Below are 19775 nucleotides of genomic sequence, written 5' to 3' on the forward strand. Positions count from 1 at the left end.
GTCCCCGTGGGCAATGCCACGTGCGCCGGGTGAAGTGTCGCGGTGCATTTCGGCGGTCCTCACAGAATGTGTGCCCCATCTATTCGCCGACTTAGACGGGGAGCGTTTCCGGATGGTTGTGTGCGCATCGGAAAGTGACGCAACTTCCTCCGGGTACGGGAAACACCGCGTGAATTTCATGACCGGCCGGAAAACTCTGGATTTCCGGTCGGTGTTTTTAAGGTGAACCGGCCTTGCGGGCCGCGTAGGCCCGGGCCGCCCGGACCCGGTTGCCGCACTTGGTCGTGCACCAGCGGCGGGCGCCGTGGGAGCGCAGGAACCAGCGGGCGCAGCCCTGGGCGGCGCACTCGGTGAGCTGGTCCGCGTCGGCACCGGTGAGCAGGTCGGTGGCGTCCTCGGCGAGCAGCGAGAGCGCGGCGGCGGCCGGGTTTCCGGAGTCGGGGACGTCGGCTCGGCGGGGGCCCTCGGCGCCCCAGGCCAGCCGGGGCGTGGCGGGGGCGGCGGCGAGGGCGGTGTTCAGGGTGTCGAGGGCGTCGGCGGACGGCGGCAGCCCGTCGGCCCGGGCCGCGAAGAGCGCCCTCAGGGCCTCGCGAAGGGCCCGCAGCCGGCCGGACTGCCTGCCGTTCAAGGGGACCCCGTCGGACAGCAGGGCGTGCCGGACCAGCCACAGATGCGCGGCCTCGGTGTCGTCGAGGAGGTCGACCCGGCCGTGGCTGACGGTGAACCGCGTATTGACCAGCGCGAGCGAGGCGTACCGGTCCTCGCCGGGGACCGGGAGCTGGTGCAGGTAGACGGGCGTCTCGTGATCCACGGCCCCATCGTATCCGGCTCTCACGGCATTTCTTGCGCTTCTCCGTGAGGAGGGCTTAGCGTGCCTCACGGAGAACGAGCTGAAAAACCGTGAGAGGTGAGAGCCGTGGCCCTGGATGTGGACGCGCTGCGCAAGGACTTCCCGATCCTGGAGCGGACGGTGGACGGCGGCGCCCCGCTCGTCTACCTGGACTCCGGGGCCACCACCCAGAAGCCCCTGCAAGTCCTGGACGGGGAGCGGGACTTCTATCTGACGCGCAACGCGGCGGTGCACCGCGGGGCGCACCAGCTGGCGGGCGAGGCGACGGAGGCGTACGAGGACGCGCGGCACACGCTCGCCCGGTTCATCGGCGCCGCCGACGACGAGGTGGTCTTCACCAAGAACACCACCGAGGGCATCAACCTGGTCGCCCACGCGCTCGGCGACGCCGGCCGGCTCGGCCCCGGGGACCGGATCGTGGTGACGGAGATGGAGCACCACGCGAACCTGGTCCCCTGGCAGCAGCTGGCCGAGCGGACGGGCGCGACGCTGGACTGGTTCGGCCTCACCGACGAGGGCCGGCTGGACCTGTCCCGGGTGGACGAGCTGCTGGACGAGCGCACCAAGGTGCTCGCCCTCGCCCACCAGTCCAACGTCCTCGGCACGCTCAACCCGGTCCGCGAGCTCGCCGACCGGGCCCACGCGGCCGGCGCGCTGGTGGTCGTGGACGGCGCCCAGTCCGTCCCGCACCGCCCGGTCGACGTGCGGGGGCTGGGCGCGGACTTCCTCGCCTTCTCCGGGCACAAGATGCTCGGCCCGAACGGCATCGGCGTGCTGTGGGGCCGGGCGGAGCTGCTCGCCGCCCTGCCGCCGTTCCTCACCGGCGGCTCGATCGTCGAGATCGTGGAGATGGACCGCACCACCTTCCTGCCGCCGCCGCAGCGCTTCGAGGCGGGCGTGCCGATGACGGCGCAGGCGGTGGGGCTCGCGGCGGCGGTGGAATACCTGGAGCGGCTGGGCATGGCCGAGGTCGCGGCCTACGAGGACACCCTCACCGCCCGCGCCCTGGAGCTGCTCGCCGAGGTGCCCGGGGTCCGGGTGATCGGCCCCGCCGGCCTCACCGACCGCGGCTCGGCCGTCTCCTTCACGGTGGACGGCATCCACCCGCACGACGTCGGCCAGGTGCTGGACGAGCGGGGCGTGGCCGTCCGGGTCGGCCATCACTGCGCCCGGCCGGTCGCGAAGCGGTTCGGGGTCCCGGCGACCACCAGGGCGAGCTTCTACGTCTACAACACGCCGGCCGAGGTGGATGCGCTGGTGGCGGGGGTGCGGGCGGCCCAGCGGTACTTCGGTGTCTGACCGCGCTTGCGTTGGAGTGTGCTCCAACTCTTACGGTTCCGGTCATGAGCAATCAGCACAGCACCACTCGTGACGAGCGTTTCGCCCACGGCCTGGAGGTCCTGAAGAGGGTCGACGGCGAGGCCGGGCAGCGGGTCGTCGACTCGCTCGCCGACATCAGCCCCGAGCTGGGTCACCAGGTCGTCGCCTGGGCCTTCGGGGAGATCTACGACCGGCCCGGGCTCGCCCCCCGCGACCGTCAGCTGGTCACCCTGGGCATGCTCACCGCACTGGGCGGCTGCGAGGCGCAGCTGGACGTGCATGTGAACGCGGCCCTGAACGTGGGCCTCACGCCGGAGCAGATAACGGAGGCCCTGCTGCACTCCGCCGTCTACTGCGGCATGCCGAGGGCGCTGAACGCCACCTTCGTGGCCAAGAAGGTCTTCGCCGAGCGCGGGCTGCTGCCGCCCGGGCAGCAGCCCGCGCCGAAGACCCCGGTCACCTCTGCTTGATCCTGAGGAACGTGACGGAGTTCGCCGGGAAGGTGTAGGTGAACCGGCCGGAGACGCCGGTGAACGAGGACGTCTCGGGGGCGACGGCCGTGGACGTCTCGGTGTTCACCGCGTCCGGCGCGGCGGCGAGCGTGGTCACCTTGGCCGCCCTGGACGCCACGTCGGCGCCGCCGAGGTCGACGGCCGTACGGGCCGCCTGGGAGCGGGCGTTGACGACCTTGACGATCAGTTCGCCGGTCTTCGCGTCCCGGGGGACGACCTGACGGAACGGCTCGGCCGGCCTGTCGGTGAAGCTGCCCCACTCCCGGCCGTCCAGGGTGAGGGTGACCTGGCGGCCGCGCACCTTGACGCCGATGTCGTAGGTGCGGCCGGTCTCGACCGACCCGGGCCCGGAGATCAGCGTGGACTTGCCGCCGTCCACGGCCTGTTCGACCGCGGACCGGCTGTTGTTCCAGCCGCCGATGTTCCACCAGTAGTAGCTGCCGGTGTCCTTGACGCCGAAGGCGACGAGGAAGCCTTCCTCGCCGGACTCCTTGGTGGCCTTCACGTGCAGGTCGTAGTCGTGCCAGGACGGGTCGCCCGCCTGGACCATGGTGTTCTCGGCCGCGACGTCCGTCTGCACGTACCGGCCGTCCCGGACGGACCAGCTGCCGGTGCCGGTGTGCGTCCACCGCGAGGCGCCACCGGAGAAGTCGTCGTCGAGCAGGGTCGTCCCGTCGGCGGCGGTGACCCGCACGTCGTCGTAGGCGGCGCTGGTGGCCCAGGTGGACAGGCCGACCGCGCCGGTGATCGGCCCGCCGGCGCCCGGCGTGCCGGTCGCCGTGCTCGGCACCACCCGGTCGCCCACGTTGGACATGAACAGCTTCTGCACCTCGTAGTCGGCCGAGCCCCAGGAGGCGTGGTTGTCGAACCACACCAGGTTCGGGCGCCACTGCACATAGTCCTCGTTGGCGAACAGGGGTGCGTACGAGGCCAGCCGCACGACGTCCGCGTTCCGCTCCAGACCGGTCATGTAGGCCGCCTCGGCGAGACCGTTCCCGAAGGTGTTGCCCTGGGACGCGTACTCGCCGAGGAAGACCTTCGGGCCGGAGCGGTCGTAGGAGTCGTAGCGGTCGTTGTTCCGTAGGAACCACTGCGGGCTGTTGTAGTAGTGCTCGTCGACCATGTCGACCCGGGCGTCCCTGTTCAGCTGCCAGGCCGCGTCGAAGGTCGGGCCGGAGTCGTCCGGGCCCGCGTTGGAGATCACCGTCATGTACGGGTACCTGGCGTCGATGGCGGCGCGGAACTGCCGGAAGCGGGCGAAGAACTCCTCGGGCAGGTTCTCCTCGTTGCCGACCTCGATGTGGGTGAGGTGGAAGGGCTTGGGGTGGCCCATCCTCGCGCGCACCTCGCCCCACTCGGACGTCACCGGCCCGTTGGCGAACTCGATGAGGTCGAGGGTGTCCTGGATGTGCCGCTTCAGCAGCGCGTCGTCGTCGACGGCCCGGTTCTGGCCGCAGCCGGTGACCAGGGCCGGCACGACGGGCAGCGGCATGGCGCCGATGTCCTCGGCGAACCGGAAGTACTCGTAGTAGCCGAGGCCGTAGCTCTGGTTGTAGCCCCAGAAGTCGGAGTTCGTCGCCCGCCGCTCGACCGGGCCGACGGTGTCCTTCCACTGGTAGGAGCGCTTGCGCTGCCAGCCGGAGGACTCGCTGTAGTCCTGCATGGAGCCGGTGTTGACGAGGCAGCCGCCGGGGAAGCGGACGAAGCCCGGGTGCAGGGCGGCGACCTTCTCGGCGAGGTCCTCGCGCAGGCCGTTGGGCTCGTGCCGGTAGGTGTCGCGCGGGAAGAGGGACACCATGTCGACGGCCGTGGCGGCACCGGCGGCGACGGTGAGCCGGCCGGTGGTGCTGGTACGGCCGGCGGTGAATCCGGCCTTGTACCGCACCCAGCCGCCCTTCCCCACGGTGATCCGCCGGGCGGCCGCGAGCGTGCCGCCGGCGTCCTGGAGGGTGACGGTAAGCGTGCTGCCGGCTTCGGCGCGGGCCCACACCGAGAAGTCGTACTTCTTGCCGTCCTGCACGGCGATGCCGGTGTTGTAGCCGGCGTTGGTGACGGACGAGCCGGCACCCAGAAGGAGGTAGTTCCTGTTGCGGTCGGCGAGACGGCCGGCGTCGTTCACGACCTGTGCGGTACCGGAGACCGTCCAGGCGGTCAGCGGGGTGTACGCCTCGTTGTCGTCGGTGGAGTACTCGAAGGACCGGTTCTGGACGAGTTCGGCGTACAGGCCGCCGTCGGCGGCCCGGTTGATGTCCTCGAAGAAGACGCCGTACATGGTCTTGCCGATCTCCGGTCCGGTGGCGGAGGGATCGACGGTGATCGAGTAGTCGGCGGTGGCCTCGGCGTGGGCGGGGCCGGGAAGGGCGGCCGTGACGAGCAGGACGGCGCTCACTCCCAGGCCGAGTCTTTGGCGGGCGGTGCGTGACATGGATACTCCGCGACTCGTGGTGTTCGAAATATCAGACACTGGTCAGCACTTCGAACGGCAAGATAGAGAAGGGGTATGAGCACGTCAATGGGGCGGGCATCAGCGCCCCGACAGGGCGCGGAATCGCGCCAGCGACCAGGCCGGCCGCACCCGGCGGACGGCGGCGGCCCCGCGGACGGCCGCCACTCGAGACGAAAGGCGCACCGATGGGCGAGTTCTGGCCGGTCCCGGACGTGCTGGCCCACCTGGCCGGACGCTGGCGGGTGGAGCGGAGCGTGCGGGATCTGGCGAGCGGGCACGAAGGGCACTTCACGGGGGTGACCGTCTTCGGCGCGCTGGACGGCGGCGGACTGCTGCACGAGGAGTCGGGGACCTTCACCTGGCAGGGCGCCGTCCGGCCGGCCGGCCGGACGCTGCGGTTCCTGCCGGGGCCCACGCCGAGCCGGGCGGACGTGCGGTTCGCGGACGGGCGGCCCTTCCACGAGCTGGACCTGGCCACGGGGCACTGCGTCGCCGACCACCCCTGCGCGGCCGACCTCTACCGGGGCGAGTTCACCGTGCGGGACTCCGACCACTGGCGCTCGGTGTGGCGGGTCGGCGGCCCGGCGAAGGATCTCGTCCTCACCACCGGCTACGTGCGCGAGGGCTGAGTCCGGACCCCGTCGAAGCGGAGGTTCCAGCGGCCGGAGCGGCCCGTGACCGTCGTCGTCGAGAGCGGACGGACGTCGAGGTTCCAGTAGGTCGGGGGAGGCGCCTTCAGGGCGTAGACCAGGGCCGCCCGGATCACCGAGGGCTCGGCCACCGCGACGATCCGGCCCCCGTCGTCCACCGGCCGGGTGTCCAGCCAGCCGCCGACCCGGGAGATGAACGCCAGCAGGGACTCGCCGCCGTGCGGGGTGGCGCGCGGGTCGGCGAGCCAGGAGTCCACCGCCTGCGGCTCGCGGGCCATGGCCTCGCCCAGCGTCAGTCCGCGCCAGCGGCCCATGTCGCAGTCCCGCAGCGCAAGCTGGACCAGCGGGGCGTACCCCAGCGCGTCGCCCGTGGCCCGGCTGCGGGGGGTGGGCGAGCAGTAGCGCAGCTCGGACGCGGCCAGCGGCAGCAGGTCCCCGGCGACGCGCTGCACCTCGTCCCAGCCGGCCAGGTCCAGCGGCCGGTCGTCCTCGAAGCGCTCCGCGAGCAGGGGGGAACTGCGCGCGGCGGCGACGAACGTCACCCTCAGTGGCATGCCGTGATGGTGAGCCGTGCCGGGAGGCAGGTCAAGGGGTGTTACCCGGCGGTTACCCGGGGCGTGCGATCACTCACCGGCCGCTTGCCCGAACGTGTGGACCATCCACTGGTCGGGCCGGTCCAGCGGCTGGAAGCCCAGCTTCGCGTAGACCCCGTGCGCATCCTGCGTGACCAGCGCCAGCCGGCGCAGGCCGAGGGGCACCAGGTGGTCGCGGATGCGGCGGACGAACGCGGTGCCGAGCCCCCCGCCGCGCACGGACGGGTCGACGTACACATCGGCGAGCCAGGCGAACAGCGCATGGTCGGTGACCACGCGCGCGTACGCCACCTGCTGCCCGGAGACCGGCGCGTAGACCCCGAAGTTCAGCGAGGACGCCATCGCCCGCTCGTGCGTCTCCCGGGGGCGCCCGATCGCCCAGTACGCGTCGGTGGACAGCCAGCCGTACACGCGGTCGACGTCGACCCGGGCGGGGTCGGCGGAGAACTCGTACCCCGCGGGGAGGTCGGGTGTATCGCTCATGCGGTGATCCTCACAGGCCCGGCTTCCGCATGACGAGCGCTTTTCCCGGCCCCTCCGGTCCGGGTCCGCGTCCGGTGTCCTCACCTGGGGTTCCCGTCCGGGTCCCTCGTCCGGGGTTCACGACGCCGGTCCGGGGTTCACGACCGGTCCGGGGTTTTCGCGTCGCCGGTCCGGGGTTCGCGACGCCTCGTGCCGACTCATCCCGCCTCGTCCGGATCGCGCACCGCCTCGTCGTACGCCGTCCGCAGCCGTCGCACCCCCTCCGTGATCTCCCCGGTCCCGGCCACCGCCGCGAAGCTCAGGCGGACGTGGGCGGCGGGGGGTTCGGCGCTGAAGTAGGGGCGGCCCGGGGTGAGGGCGACGCCCGCGCGCAGGGCCGCCGCGGCCAGCGCGGCCTCTCCCCCGGAGCCGAAGGCCTGGGTGCCCCCGGTACCGTCGGGCAGGCGCAGCCACAGGTGGTAGCCGCCGGACGGGATGTGGGGCAGGACGAGTTCGGGCAGGTGCCGGGCGAGCGCGCCCGTCATGGCGTCCCGGCGGGTCTTCAGCGCGGCCGACAGCGCCCGCAGATGGCGGGGCCAGGCCGGGGAGCCGACCAGTTCCAGGGCGGCCTCCTGGAGCGGGCGCGGGACGAAGAAGCTGTCCACGACCTGGATGGCCCGCAGGCGTTCCAGCACCGGCCCGTGCGCGGCCAGGGCGCACACCCGGAAGCTGGGCGAGGTCGCCTTGGTCAGCGAGCCGACGTGGACCACCACGCCGTCCGGGTCGTCGGCGGCCAGCGGGCGGGGCAGCGGGCCCGCGTCGGCGTGCACGAGCCGGCGGACGAAGTCGTCCTCGACGACGAACGCACCGGCCTCCCGGGCGATGCGCAGCACCTCGGCGCGCCGGGCGGGGGCCAGCACGGCACCGGTCGGGTTCTGGAACAGCGGCTGGCAGACGAAGACCCGGGCGCCGGTGGCGTGGAAGGCGTCCGCGAGCAGGTCGGGGCGCACTCCGTCGGGGTCCACGGGCACCGGGACGGGCCGCAGACCGGCCGCGCGGGCCAGGGCCAGCATCCCCGGGTAGGTGGGCGACTCCACCAGCACCGGGGCACCGGGCGGGGCGACCGCCCGCAGGGCGGTGGTCAGCGCCGACTGGCCGCCCGCCGCGATCAGCACCTCGGCGGCCGTGACGGCGCCGCCGATCCCGCGCGCGAACCACTCCCGCAGTTCCGGCAGCCCTTCCAGGGGCGGCCTCCCCCAGGCCCCGGGCCGCCGTCCGGCCCTGGCCAGGGCCGCCGCCATGGCCCGCTCCGGCTGAAGGGAGGGGTGCAGGTAGCCGCCGTTGAACTCCAGCACCCCGGGCGGCGGCACGGCCAGCGACACCGTGACACCCGAGGCGTCCACCGTGCGCGGTACGAGGTCGGCGGCGCCGTCGGCGCTCAGCGCGACCTCCTGCCAGGACGTGTCCCCGGCGGGGGACTCCGCCGTGTGCGGCCGGGCCCGGAAGGCGCCGGCGCCCGGCCGGGTGACCACCAGACCCTCGGCGGCGAGCTGCGCGAGGGCGCGGGAGACGGTCACCGGGCTCACCCGGAACCGCTCGACCAATGCCCGACTCGACGGGAGCTTTCCCCCAGGAGAGTAGCGGTCCAGCTCCAGTCGCAGCTGTTCTGCCAGTTCACCCACACTGCTACGCTGTTGCATGAGAACACAGAGTAGCGCTACTGCCGCCAGGCCGATAGCGGTCATCGCCCCTCGGGAGTCGCGGAGCCTCGGCACCGTCCAGGCCGCGCTCGGCGTGATCGCCTTCTCGCTGACGTTCCCGTCGACCGCCTGGGGCCTGGAGAGCTTCGGCCCCTGGTCCCTGGTGGCGGTGCGCGGGGTCCTCGCCGCCGTGGTGGCCGGCGGCTGTCTGCTCGCCCTGCGGGTGCGGCTCCCGGCGCGGCGCCATCTCGCCGGCCTGGCCGTGGTCGCCGCCGGGGTGGTGCTGGGCTTCCCGATGCTGACCACGCTCGCCCTGGAGACGTCCACCACGGCCCACGCGGCCGTCGTGGTGGGGCTGCTGCCGCTGACCACAGCCGTGTTCTCGGCCCTGCGCACCGGCGTCAGGCCCTCCCGCCGGTTCTGGCTGGCGGCCGTGGCGGGCGCGGTGGCCGTGATCGCGTTCACGCTCACCCAGAGCGGCGGCGCGCTCACCACCGCCGACGGCTGTCTCTTCGCGGCCCTGCTGGTGTGCGCCGCCGGGTACACCGAGGGCGGCCGGCTGGCCCGGGTCATGCCGGGCTGGCAGGTCATCGGGTGGGCGCTGGTGCTGTGCCTGCCGCTCAGCGTGCCGGCCGCCGCGGTCGCGCTGGCCTACGAGCCGGTGCACCTCACCGGGCACGGCATCGCCGGCGTGCTGTGGGTGGCGCTCGGTTCGCAGTTTGCGGGGCTGGTCGTCTGGTACCGCGGGATGGCGGCCGTCGGCATCCCCCGGGCCAGCCAGTTGCAGTTGGCCCAGCCCCTGCTCACACTGGTGTGGTCGGCGCTGCTGCTGGGCGAGCACTTCACGGCGGCCGCTCCCCTTACCGCCGTCGCCGTGCTCGTCTGCATCGCCGTCACGCAACGGTCGTGATCGTGAGGAGGGCCGGCACATGCGCGCATCCAAGGGTGACAAGCTCGTCCAGCACGGCAGGGTGGTGGGCCAGCACGACCAGGTCTCCGAAGTCGTCGAAGTACTCGGCCAGGAGGGCAACCCGCCCTACCGCGTCCGCTTCGAGAACGGGCACGAGGCGATCATGTCCCCCGGCCCCGACTGCCAGGTCAAGCACCGGGACGAGCAGCGCCCGTAGTCACCGCGGTGGTTTCGCCGGCCCCCGGTAGTGGTCGGCGACCACCCGCGCCATCGCCCCGGCCGGATCGGCCGCCAGGTCCTTGGCGGCGAAAAACACATGCCCGCGCACCTGCGGATACCCGGCGGCGAGGGTGAGGTGCCGGGACAGCTCGACGGGGTCCTGCCAGGCCGAAGGCTGCCCTGTGGCGCCCGCCCGGTACAGGGCCTCGCCGACGTACAGGTGCGTCTTGGTGCCCTTGGCCACCTCCGCCCACCACGCGACGAGTCCGGCGTAGTCGGCGGCGGCGTTGCCGATGTGCCAGTAGAGCTGCGGCACGATGTAGTCGATCCAGTGGCTGCGCACCCACCTGCGGGTGTCCGCGTACAGGTCGTCGTACGTCTCCACGCCCGCCCGTGTGTCGGAGCCGCGTGAGTCGGTCGTCGCGTTGCGCCACACCCCGAAGGGGCTGACCCCGAACCGGGTGCCGGGCCGGACCCGCTTGATGCCGGCGGCCGTCTCCCGCACCAGTGTGTCGATGTTGTCCCGGCGCCAGGCGGCCCGGCTGGGGAAGGCGCCGCCGTGGCGGTCGTAGGCGTCGTCGTCGTCGAAGGTCTGCCCGGCGACCGGATACGGGTAGAAGTAGTCGTCGAAGTGGACGGCGTCCACCGGGTAACGGGCGACCGCGTCCAGCATGGCCCGCTGCACGAAGGCGCGGACCTCCGGCAGGCCGGGGTTGTAGTACAGCCGGCCGCCGTACGGCACCACCCAGTCGGGGTGCTTGCGGGCCGGGTGCGCGGCGGCCAGCCGGGTGGGCTCGGTGTGGTTCGCGACGCGGTACGGGTTGAACCAGGCGTGCAGTTGCAGGCCCCGGGCGTGGGCCTCCGTGACGGCCGTGCCGAGCGGGTCCCAGCCCGGGTGCCGGCCCTGGGTGCCGGTGAGGTACTCGGCCCAGGGCTCGTACGGCGAGGGCCACAGCGCGTCGGCCGTGGGCCGCACCTGGAGGATCACCGTGTTGAGCCGGTCGCGGACGGCCCGGTCGAGGTGGGCGGTCAGCTCCTTGCGCTGCTCGGCCGCCGTGCGGCCGGGCCGCGAGGGCCAGTCCCGGTTGCCGACGGTCGCGATCCAGACCCCGCGCATCTCGGCGCTCGCCCGCGGCAGTCCGTCCGGCACCGGCACCGCGCCCTGCACCGGGGAGTCTTCGGCCGCCGTGCCCGGTGCCGGATCGGCGGAGCCCTCCGCCGCCGTGAGCGGTGCCGGATCCGCGCCCTCGGCCGCCGTCCCGGGCACCGGACCGCCCCCTCCCGCCGCCGCGTCCGACGCCGTGAGCAGCGTGGACAGCGCCGCCAGTGCGAAGGCCCGCCGCGACATGCGCCCCATGTGCACCTTCCCGTACGCTCCGGATCCGCACCGTCACGGACCGTTCCGCGGTTCAGGATGCCCCCACCCGGGCGATCGATCATCGATACTTGGCGGTAACGTGCACGATCGGAGCAGGCGCCGAACCCGGAGGTCCTGCCAGCGAGCCGGAACCAGCGAAGGGGTCGATGTGACGGACTTCCCATCGGGAGACATTGCGCGCGTCGGAGTCGTGGGCTGCGGCCAGATGGGCGCGGGCATCGCCGAGGTGTGCGCCCGCGCGGGACTGGACGTGAAGGTCGCCGAGACCACCGGCGAGGCCCTGGAGATCGGCCGTACCCGGCTGTTCACCTCCCTGGCCAAGGCCGCCGAACGCGGCAAGATCAGCGAGGCGGAGCGGGACGAGACGCAGGCGCGGCTGAGCTTCACCACGGACCTCGGCGAGTTCGCCGACAGGGATCTGGTGATCGAAGCGGTCGTCGAGAACGAGCAGGTGAAGACCGAGATCTTCCAGGTGCTCGACCAGGTGGTGACCCGGCCGGACGCGATCCTGGCCTCCAACACCTCCTCGATCCCGCTGGTGAAGCTGGCGGTCGCCACCTCCCGCCCGGACCATGTCGTCGGCATCCACTTCTTCAACCCGGCGCCGGTGCAGGCGCTGATCGAGCTGATCCCGGCGCTCACCACCTCCGAGGGCACGCTGGGCCGCGCCCAGCTCTTCGCCGAGAAGGTGCTCGGCAAGCACGCCATCCGCGCCCAGGACCGCTCCGGGTTCGTGGTGAACGCGCTGCTGGTGCCCTACCTGCTGTCCGCGATCCGGATGTTCGAGTCGGGCATCGCGAGCCGCGAGGACATCGACAACGGCATGGAGATGGGCTGCGCCCACCCGATGGGCCCGCTGAAGCTGTCGGACCTGATCGGCCTGGACACCATCGTCTCCATCGCCAACTCGATGTACGCCGAGTACAAGGAGCCGCTGTACGCCGCTCCGCCGCTGCTCCAGCGCATGGTCGAGGCGGGCCGGCTCGGCCGGAAGACCGGCTCGGGCTTCTACACCTACGGCTGATTACGAAGAGCGACGCCCGCGGGCCCGGCACTCGAAGGAGTGCCGGGCCTTCGTGTTTCACACACCGCGTGCGCGCCGGGCACGCATATGCCCGTCGCACACGCTCCCCACGCGCCCACCAGGCGAGTTGACTCTTCATGCGCATGCAAGGGATGCGGACCATCCACTTCGACTACCGAAAGGAGCGGACCTGTGACCGCCGATCAGGAGCATCCCGTGGTCCACGGAGAACTCGCAGAGTTACGGCGCCGCCTCGACGTGGCCTACGCCCGTGTCGAGGGAGGGCTGGCGCTGCTCCGTCACCGCACCGAGGAGACCGCCAAGGAGCTGGACGACCTGGACTCCCGGATGGCCTCGCTGGAACACGCACGCTGGCCGCTGCCGTCGCTCGCCGCGCTGACCGCGCTCGGCGCGCTCGTGGTGACGGTCTGGCAGGCGCTGGCCGCCCACTAGGGCCCCTCCGGCGATGCCCGTCTGCCGGGACGACCGTCCGGCAGGCCCTGGCCCGTCCCGTCAGTCCTCGTTGAGCCTGAGGTGGTGCAGCAGCAGTAAGGCGGCCGCCATGTTGGCGGCCGGGACCTCCCCACGGGCGATCAGGTCGGGAACGAGTTTGAGGGGGACCCATTCCCGCCGGTCCGACTCGAAGTCGTCCACGGGGTGCCCGATGTACTCGCCCCGGTCGGCCCAGTAGATGTGGTGCCGGGCGTCGGTGAGGCCGTTGGACGGCTCCACGCTCATGAGGTGGTGCAGGGGCCCCGGCCGCCAGCCGGTCTCCTCCTCCAGTTCCCTGGCCGCGGCGCTCGCGATGTCCTCACCGTCCTCGACGACACCCGCGGCCAGTTCCCATCCCCAGCTGTCGGTGATGAAGCGGTGCCGCCACAACAGCAGCACCTCGTTCGCCTCGTTGACGACCGTGGCCACGGCCACGGGGCGCAGCCGGATCAGGAAGTGGTCCAGGTGCCGGCCGTCCGGCAGCTCGACATCTGCGAGATTGACGCTGAACCAGCGGTTTTCATACACAGTTTGCTCGTTCTGTTTCGTCCACTGCACGGTTCTGCCACCTTCCGCCGAGTAAGTGGCAATATCGCAGCAGGGACGGTCTACCTACAGTGGGCCTACAGCGGTACGCGCAGCGCCCCGTCGATCAGTTCGGCGGCCTCCGCGGTGCCCGCCGAGCCGCAGCGCGCCAGATGTTCGCGTACCGCGCGGAGTCTGTCGCGCAGCCGCTGGGACTCCATTCCGCGGGCCTGCTCGGCCATCTGCACGGCGGTGGCCACGGCCTTGTCGGCGTTGCCCTGGCGCAGTTCGATGGTGCTGAGCATGGCCAGCCGGTGCACCCGTCCCCGGTCGTGGGCGGGGTTGTCGACGGCCGCCGCCGCGTGTTCCCGGGCGGCGGCGAGTTCCCCGAGGCTGAGCAGGGCCTCGGCCACCTGTACGTTGACGAGCCCCGGCTGCACGTACCCGGTCTCGTCGGGCTCGTGGCCGCGCCGGATCCGCTCGGCCGCCGTCTCCGCCCGCCGGATGCAGGACAGCGCGCTGCCGCTGTCACCGAGGTGCGCATACGCCTTGGCCTGCATCGCGTACAGGTCGGAGGCGAGCGCCGGGGTGATGTGCCGGCCGGCGGCGCGCAGCGCGGCCTCGGCGAAGGCGACGGCCTGCCGGTACTCCCGCATGTACAGCGACTGGTTGACCAGCAGGGCGATCACATAGGCCCCGAGTCCCCGGTCCCCACTGGCCTTCGCGAGCCGCAGCGCCTGGTGGAAGTAGCGCTGGGCCAGTCCGTGCGCATCGGAGTCGTACGCGCAGATGCCCGCGATCGCCACCAACCCGCCGGTCGCGCGGTGCAGTTGGCGGCCGGTGGCGTCGGTGTAGCTGCCGCGCAGCAGCGGTGCCGCCTCGGTGTTGAGGAATCCGACGATCCGGGTCCGGGTCGCGATCCCGCCGGCCTTCCGGTACATCTGCTCGTAGTGCGTCCGGGCGGACCGCAGCATCTCGATGTCGGCCGGGGTGACCCGGTGCCGGCCGCCCCGGGAGACATCGACGTCCTCGGGCGGGTTCTCCCACTCCCACACCGGCATCACGGCCGGGGTCCCGGTGACCGCGGGGGCGCCGAGCACATGGGGGCGCTGCTGTTCGTCCGACCGCCACAACGCGGTGGCCCGCTCCACGAATCCGGACAGCGAACCGGGGTGCGGCGTACTGGGTTCGCCGGGCACCCCCAGGCCGATGTCGTCCAGCGTGACCGGGCGGCGCAGCCGGGCGGCCAGCACCTCGCAGATCAGGTCGGGCACCTGGCCGCGGGGCCGCTGGCCCTTCAACCAGCGTGCCACGGCGGTGTGTTCGTAGCGCAGGGCGAGACCGCGGGCGCGTCCCGCCTGGTTGACGTGGGCGGCGAGACCGGCGTGCGAGATGCCCGCCTCGTCCAGGATGGCGTCGAGCAGAGTGTTGGGCTGCATGGGATGCCCCCCGAGTGGCCTGGTGCGGTCAGCGTAGTGGGTGGGCGTTCACACGGGGTGTGAACGGAGTGCCCGTATCCGCGGCGTGCGCGCGCTGTTGCGGAGCGTGCACGTCCAGTTGACTGAGATGCCTCGCAAGAGGCCGGCCAAGCCGCCGGCTCCCCCTCGAACAACGGTGGCTTGGCCGTGGTGCCGGGGCCGGCGAGCCGGCGCCCGGACGGAACGGAAGACGCTAGCGGTGCGTGGTCGGCTGCGGGTGGGTGGTCGTGGCCGCGCGTGCGGCGGAGTGGGATGTGTCGCCGTCCGGCGCCTTCGGACAGTTGCGGCGGGCGCCCCGGTCGTTCCGCAGGACCAGCACCGCAACGTCGTCCGTGGGCCTCCCGGCCGTGTGCCGAAGGAGAGCGCCGAAGACGATACGCAGCACCGTCTGCGGGGACACCGGTTGTTCGCGTACCACCGCGCGCAACGCGTCCGGCAGCGAGAAGAACCGCCCCCGGCCGTCCCGGGCGTCCTCCGCGCCGTCCGTGAACAGCACGAGGGACTCCCCCGCGAGCAGCCGGCCGCAGGACCGGACGGCCGGCTCCGGGGGCAGCGGGAACGGCCCCAGGGGCGGGAGGGGGTCGGCGCGCGTCAGCGGCTCGACCCGCGTGCTCCGGAGCAGGTACGGCCACGGATGACCGCAGTTGAGGGCGCGCAGTTCGCCGTCCCGGCCGATCTCCAGGAGCAGCACCGTGACGAACTCCTCGGCGACCGGGTTGTCCGGGTCGCCGGTGCCCTGCGCCGGGTGTTCGGCACGGGCGCGTTCGCGCAGGTGCCGGGCGAGGGCGCGGTCCAGCCTGGCCAGGACCCGGTCCAGTCCGGGCTCGTCGTGGGCGGCCTCGCGGAAGCTGCCGAGGAGGGCGGCTACGGTGCCGAGGGCGGCCAGACCGTGTCCCCGTACGTCACCCATCACCACACGGACCCCGTGCTCGGTGGCGACGGCCTCGTACAGATCGCCGCCGACGCTCGCGCCCCGGTCGGCGGACAGCTGGGCGGCGGCGACGCCCAGCCCGTCGAGCCGCGGCGGCAGCGGACGCAGGACGACGCTCTGCGCCGCGCGCGCCGCCCGCCGGGCGAGCCGCAGCTCCTGGAGCAGGGCGCGGCGGACATGGAATATGAGGCCGGTGCCGACGGCGAAGAACACGGCGCTGGTGACGATGCGCGCCCCGAGGCCGTCCTGCTGGGCGAGTGGGCAGCCGAACTTGTAGCCGACCGCGACGGCGCCCCAGACCGTGGGCAGTACGGCTGCCCGTCCGGTGGGTGCCCGTGCCTTGATGCGGATCATGCCTGTGGTCCCCCATGTGGGCCTGACAAAGCAGACGGACCGACCCCGAAAGGCCGGTCCGATTCTGTCCACGGCATGACCCGGGTGGGCCGGATCGCCTGCGTTTCCCACCCGAATGAGTGAGGACACCGCCGCCAACCTGCATTTATGCAGTCAACGGCAGGGGCAGCCGGCGCAGCGGGGCGGGAAACCGCGCGGCCGGCCACGGGAGACCCGCGGCCGGCCGACGCCGGGAACCGAGACGGTGCTCAGCCGCGCAGGACCGCACCCGTCCGCTCACCCGCGAGGGCGACCGCCGCGTCCCGGGCGGCGGACGCCTCGTCCACGGTGAGCGTCCGGTCGGCCGCCCGGAACCGCAGCGCGTAGGCGAGGGACTTGCGGCCCTCGCCCAGCTGCTCGGCGTTCTCGTACACGTCGAACAGCCGGATGGACTCCAGCAGTTCGCCGGCACCCTCGCGCAGCGCCGCCTCGACGTCCGCGGCCGGTACCGGCTTGTCGACGACGAGGGCGACGTCCTGGGTGGCGACCGGGAAGGACGAGATGGACGGCGCCTGCGGGACTCCGTCGCCGGCCGCCTCCAGGGCGTCCAGGTTCAGCTCCATCGCGCAGGTGCGCTCGGGCAGGCTCAGCGCCTTGGTGACCCGCGGGTGCAGCTCACCCGCGTGGCCCACGACCTGCTCCGTGCCGTCGGCGACGACCACCAGCTCGGCGCAGCGGCCGGGGTGCCAGGGACCGTACTGCCCCTTGCGCACGACCAGCTCGGCACCGGCCTCACGGGCGACGGCGCGCGCCGCCTCGACCGCGTCGGCCCAGCCGGCCGGACGGCCGGCGCCCCACCAGCCGGCCTGCTCGCGGGCGCCCGAGAGGACCACGGCGACGTGCCGCGGCTGCTCGGGCAGCGCGGCGTTCAGCGCGGCGATCTCCTCCTCGGTGGGACGCCGGTCGACGCTCAGATGCGCGGCGGTGCGCCGTTCCTCGCGCGGCAGGAAGACCAGGCCGGTCTCGAACAGCGTCAGGTCGTGCGTACCCCGGCCGTCGTTGCGCCGCAGGGCGCCCAGCAGACCCGGCAGCAGCGTCGTACGGAGCGCGGGCTCCTCGTCGTTGAGCGGGTTGACCAGCTTCACGACGCGGCGGGCCGGGTCGTCGGCCGCCAGGCCGAGCTGGTCGAAGACCTGCTCGCTGACGAACGGGTAGTTCGGCGCCTCGACGTAGCCCGCTCCGGCCAGTGCGCGGCCGACCCTGCGGTGCAGCCGCTGACGGTGGGTCAGACCACGGCCCGAGGGGGGCTTGGGCAGCGTGGAGGGCAGGTTCTCGTAGCCCTCCAGGCGGATGACCTCTTCGGCCAGGTCGTTCGCGTCGGCGAGGTCGGGCCGCCAGGACGGGACGGTGACGATCAGTTCGTCCTGCCCGATGACGTCGCAGCCGACCTGCTGGAGCCGGCGCACGACCGTCTCGCGGCCGTACTCGACGCCCGCGACCCTGTCCGGGTGGTCGGCCGGGACCGTGATGGTCTGCGGCGCGGAGGGCGCGACGATCTCCGTGACGCCGGCCTCCGCGGTGCCGCCCGCGAGGAGCACCAGCAGGTCCACGGTGCGCTGCGCGGCGGCAGCGGCGGCCTGCGGGTCGACGCCCCGCTCGAAGCGGCGGGACGCCTCGGAGAGCAGCTTGTGGCGGCGGGCCGTACGGGCGACGGAGACGGCGTCGAAGTGGGCCGCCTCGATGACCACGTCGGTGGTGCCGTTCACGCCGTTCTCGTGGATTTCGTGGTCGGCGATCTCGGTGTTGGCACCGCCCATCACGCCGGCGAGGCCGATCGGGCCGCGCTCGTCGGTGATGACGAGGTCCTCGGCGTGCAGCTTGCGCTCGACACCGTCGAGGGTGACGAGCTTCTCGCCCTCCTCGGCCCGGCGCACGCCGATGGTGCCCTGGACCAGGGACCGGTCGTAGGCGTGCAGCGGCTGGCCCAGCTCCATCATCACGTAGTTCGTGACGTCGACGGCGAGCGAGATCGGGCGCATGCCGACCTTCTGGAGCCGGCGCTGGAGCCAGATCGGGGAGCGCGCCTCGGGGCTCAGGCCGGTGACGGTGCGCGCGGTGAAGCGGTCGCAGCCGAACGGGTCGGAGACCTGGACCGGGTACCCGTAGGCGTTCGGGGCCGGTACGTCGATCAGGGCGGGGTCGCGCAGCGGCAGGCCGTAGGCGATGGCGGTCTCGCGGGCGACGCCGCGGATGGACAGGCAGTCGCCGCGGTTGGCGGTGACGGCGATGTCCAGGACCTCGTCGACCAGTTCCAGCAGCTCGATGGCGTCCTTGCCGACCTCGGTCTCCGGCGGCAGCACGATGATGCCGTGGGTGCCGTCGTCGCCCATGCCCAGCTCGTCGGTGGAGCAGATCATGCCGTGGGACGTCTTGCCGTAGGTCTTGCGGGCGGAGATGGAGAAACCGCCGGGGAGCGTGGCGCCCGGGAGGACCACGACGACCTTGTCGCCGACGGCGAAGTTGCGGGCGCCGCAGACGATCTCCTGGGGCTCGCCGGTGCCGTTGGCCTGCCCGACGTCGACGGTGCAGAAGCGGATCGGCTTCTTGAAGCCCTCCAGCTCCTCGATGGTCAGCACCTGGCCGACGACCAGGGGGCCCTTGAGGTCGGCGCCGAGCTGTTCGACGGTCTCGACCTCCAGACCGGCCGAAATGAGCTTGGCCTGGACGTCACGGCCGGTCTCGGTCGCCGGCAGGTCGACGTACTCCCGCAGCCAAGAAAGCGGGACCCGCATCAGATCTCCATCCCGAACGGCCGGGTGAACCGGACGTCACCCTCGACCATGTCTCGCATGTCTTCGACGTTGTGGCGGAACATCAGCATCCGCTCGATGCCGAACCCGAAGGCGAAGCCGCTGTACTTCTCCGGGTCGACGCCGCAGGCCGCGAGGACCCGCGGATTGACCATGCCGCAGCCGCCCAGCTCGATCCAGCCCTCGCTGGAGCAGGTGCGGCAGGGCCGGTCCGGGTTGCCGACGGACTCGCCCTTGCAGACGTAGCAGAGCATGTCCATCTCGGCGCTCGGCTCGGTGAAGGGGAAGAAGTTCGGCCGCAGCCGGGTCTTCATGCCCTCGCCGAACAGGGACTGGACCATGTGGTCCAGGGTGCCCTTGAGGTCGGCCATGGTCAGGCCCTCGTCCACGGCGAGCAGCTCGACCTGGTGGAAGACGGGCGTGTGCGTGGCGTCCAGCTCGTCGGTGCGGTACACGCGGCCGGGGCAGATCACGTAGACCGGCAGCTCACGGTCGAGCAGCGAGCGGATCTGCACGGGCGAGGTGTGGGTGCGCAGCACGACACCGGACTCGGCGCCGCCGTCCGGGGCCTCGACGAAGAACGTGTCGGCCTCGCCGCGGGCCGGGTGGTCCGGGCCGATGTTGAGGGCGTCGAAGTTGAACCACTCGGCCTCGACCTGCGGACCCTCGGCGACCTCGTAGCCCATGGCCACGAAGATGTCCTCGATGCGCTCCGAGAGCGTGGTCAGCGGGTGGCGGGCGCCGGCCGGTACGCGGTCGTACGGCAGCGTGACGTCCACGTCCTCCTCGACCAGCACGCGGGCGTCGCGCTCGGCCTCCAGCTCGGCCTGGCGGCCGGCGAGAGCCTTGTTCACGGCGCCGCGGGCCATGCCGACGCGCTTGCCGGCCTCGGCCTTGGCGTGCGGAGGCAGGGCGCCGATCTCACGGTTGGCGAGGCTCAGCGGGGACGCCGGGCCGGTGTGCGCGACCTTGGCCTCGTGGAGCGCGTCGAGGGAGTCCGCGGCGGCGAAGGCGGCGAGCGCCTCGTCCCGCATGCGCTCGATCTCTTCCGGTTTCAACGCCTCGACCTCGACAGGGTCGTACGACTTATTGGGTGCCGACATCTCTTCCCGTGCTTCCGATTGTCCCCCAGCTGACGCTGG

General features: G+C 72.5%; 18 protein-coding genes. 7 read left to right on the plus strand and 11 right to left on the minus strand.

Annotation, left to right across the window (positions count from 1 at the left end; genetic code table 11):
• Window positions 1–217: 217 nt before the first annotated feature.
• A complete protein-coding gene (locus JK361_RS23570) occupies window positions 218–811 on the minus strand; it encodes an ABATE domain-containing protein (protein WP_201821484.1) in 594 nt (197 codons plus the stop codon).
• A gap of 105 nt (window positions 812–916) precedes the next feature.
• Between JK361_RS23570 and JK361_RS23575 the strand changes: the two genes are divergently transcribed.
• Together JK361_RS23575 and JK361_RS23580 are read left to right on the plus strand one after the other, a co-directional pair.
• Window positions 917–2149: a cysteine desulfurase gene (locus tag JK361_RS23575; RefSeq protein WP_201821485.1), complete on the plus strand. Its 1233-nt coding sequence runs from the start codon at window positions 917–919 to the stop codon at window positions 2147–2149.
• A 44-nt stretch (window positions 2150–2193) separates the two neighbouring features.
• On the plus strand, window positions 2194–2640 hold the full coding sequence (locus tag JK361_RS23580; protein WP_201821487.1) for a carboxymuconolactone decarboxylase family protein: 447 nt from the start codon (window positions 2194–2196) through the stop codon (window positions 2638–2640).
• On the opposite strand, the gene JK361_RS23585 is transcribed toward JK361_RS23580, so the two are convergent.
• Window positions 2627–5107, minus strand: a complete 2481-nt coding sequence (locus JK361_RS23585; protein WP_201821489.1) for an alpha-L-arabinofuranosidase family protein — start codon at window positions 5105–5107, stop codon at window positions 2627–2629. The two genes, JK361_RS23580 and JK361_RS23585, sit on opposite strands and share 14 nt — an antisense overlap.
• A gap of 206 nt (window positions 5108–5313) precedes the next feature.
• Between JK361_RS23585 and JK361_RS23590 the strand changes: the two genes are divergently transcribed.
• Entirely contained in the window at window positions 5314–5757 is a 444-nt protein-coding gene (locus JK361_RS23590; protein ID WP_201821491.1) for a DUF6314 family protein, read from the plus strand.
• Here the strand turns inward: JK361_RS23590 and JK361_RS23595 are convergent.
• The 3 genes from JK361_RS23595 to JK361_RS23605 form a co-directional block, all read right to left on the minus strand.
• Window positions 5739–6332 carry a histidine phosphatase family protein gene (locus tag JK361_RS23595; protein ID WP_201821493.1) on the minus strand — a complete coding sequence of 198 codons (594 nt, stop codon included), beginning with the start codon at window positions 6330–6332 and terminating at the stop codon, window positions 5739–5741. The genes JK361_RS23590 and JK361_RS23595 overlap by 19 nt on opposite strands.
• A gap of 69 nt (window positions 6333–6401) precedes the next feature.
• Window positions 6402–6854, minus strand: a complete 453-nt coding sequence (locus JK361_RS23600; protein ID WP_201821494.1) for a GNAT family N-acetyltransferase — start codon at window positions 6852–6854, stop codon at window positions 6402–6404.
• 197 nt (window positions 6855–7051) lie between these two features.
• Window positions 7052–8533, minus strand: coding sequence for an aminotransferase-like domain-containing protein (locus JK361_RS23605; protein ID WP_201821495.1), 1482 nt, complete (start codon window positions 8531–8533; stop codon window positions 7052–7054).
• Here JK361_RS23605 and JK361_RS23610 point away from each other — a divergent pair.
• Together JK361_RS23610 and JK361_RS23615 are read left to right on the plus strand one after the other, a co-directional pair.
• Window positions 8532–9443 (plus strand): DMT family transporter, encoded by a 912-nt coding sequence (locus JK361_RS23610; protein WP_201821496.1) that lies wholly within the window; start codon window positions 8532–8534, stop codon window positions 9441–9443. The genes JK361_RS23605 and JK361_RS23610 overlap by 2 nt on opposite strands.
• Window positions 9444–9462: 19 nt before the next feature.
• On the plus strand, window positions 9463–9660 hold the full coding sequence (locus JK361_RS23615) for a DUF1918 domain-containing protein (protein ID WP_201821497.1): 198 nt from the start codon (window positions 9463–9465) through the stop codon (window positions 9658–9660).
• On the opposite strand, the gene JK361_RS23620 is transcribed toward JK361_RS23615, so the two are convergent.
• On the minus strand, window positions 9661–11019 hold the full coding sequence (locus JK361_RS23620) for a glycoside hydrolase family 10-like protein (protein ID WP_236053462.1): 1359 nt from the start codon (window positions 11017–11019) through the stop codon (window positions 9661–9663). It lies immediately after the preceding gene.
• Window positions 11020–11188: 169 nt separating this feature from the next.
• On the opposite strand from JK361_RS23620, the gene JK361_RS23625 reads away from it, so the two are divergent.
• The gene (locus tag JK361_RS23625) at window positions 11189–12064 is read left to right on the plus strand and encodes a 3-hydroxybutyryl-CoA dehydrogenase (RefSeq protein ID WP_201821498.1); all 876 of its coding nucleotides are present in this window, start codon (window positions 11189–11191) and stop codon (window positions 12062–12064) included.
• 192 nt (window positions 12065–12256) lie between these two features.
• Entirely contained in the window at window positions 12257–12517 is a 261-nt protein-coding gene (locus JK361_RS23630; RefSeq protein WP_201821499.1) for a hypothetical protein, read from the plus strand.
• 60 nt (window positions 12518–12577) lie between these two features.
• On the opposite strand, the gene JK361_RS23635 is transcribed toward JK361_RS23630, so the two are convergent.
• The 5 genes from JK361_RS23635 to pheS form a co-directional block, all read right to left on the minus strand.
• The gene (locus JK361_RS23635; RefSeq protein ID WP_201821501.1) at window positions 12578–13114 is read right to left on the minus strand and encodes an NUDIX hydrolase; all 537 of its coding nucleotides are present in this window, start codon (window positions 13112–13114) and stop codon (window positions 12578–12580) included.
• A gap of 65 nt (window positions 13115–13179) precedes the next feature.
• On the minus strand, window positions 13180–14520 hold the full coding sequence (locus tag JK361_RS23640) for an NsdA family TPR-like regulatory protein (protein ID WP_201821503.1): 1341 nt from the start codon (window positions 14518–14520) through the stop codon (window positions 13180–13182).
• A gap of 232 nt (window positions 14521–14752) precedes the next feature.
• The gene (locus tag JK361_RS23645) at window positions 14753–15844 is read right to left on the minus strand and encodes a PP2C family protein-serine/threonine phosphatase (RefSeq protein WP_201821505.1); all 1092 of its coding nucleotides are present in this window, start codon (window positions 15842–15844) and stop codon (window positions 14753–14755) included.
• A gap of 248 nt (window positions 15845–16092) precedes the next feature.
• On the minus strand, window positions 16093–18615 hold the full coding sequence (gene pheT, locus JK361_RS23650) for a phenylalanine--tRNA ligase subunit beta (RefSeq protein ID WP_201821507.1): 2523 nt from the start codon (window positions 18613–18615) through the stop codon (window positions 16093–16095).
• The gene (gene pheS / locus JK361_RS23655) at window positions 18615–19736 is read right to left on the minus strand and encodes a phenylalanine--tRNA ligase subunit alpha (RefSeq protein WP_201821509.1); all 1122 of its coding nucleotides are present in this window, start codon (window positions 19734–19736) and stop codon (window positions 18615–18617) included. The genes pheT and pheS overlap by 1 nt, the downstream gene beginning before the upstream one ends.
• Window positions 19737–19775 lie beyond the last annotated feature (39 nt).

The sequence above is a fragment of the Streptomyces musisoli genome, from assembly GCF_016741855.1.
Lineage (GTDB): Bacteria > Actinomycetota > Actinomycetes > Streptomycetales > Streptomycetaceae > Streptomyces > Streptomyces musisoli.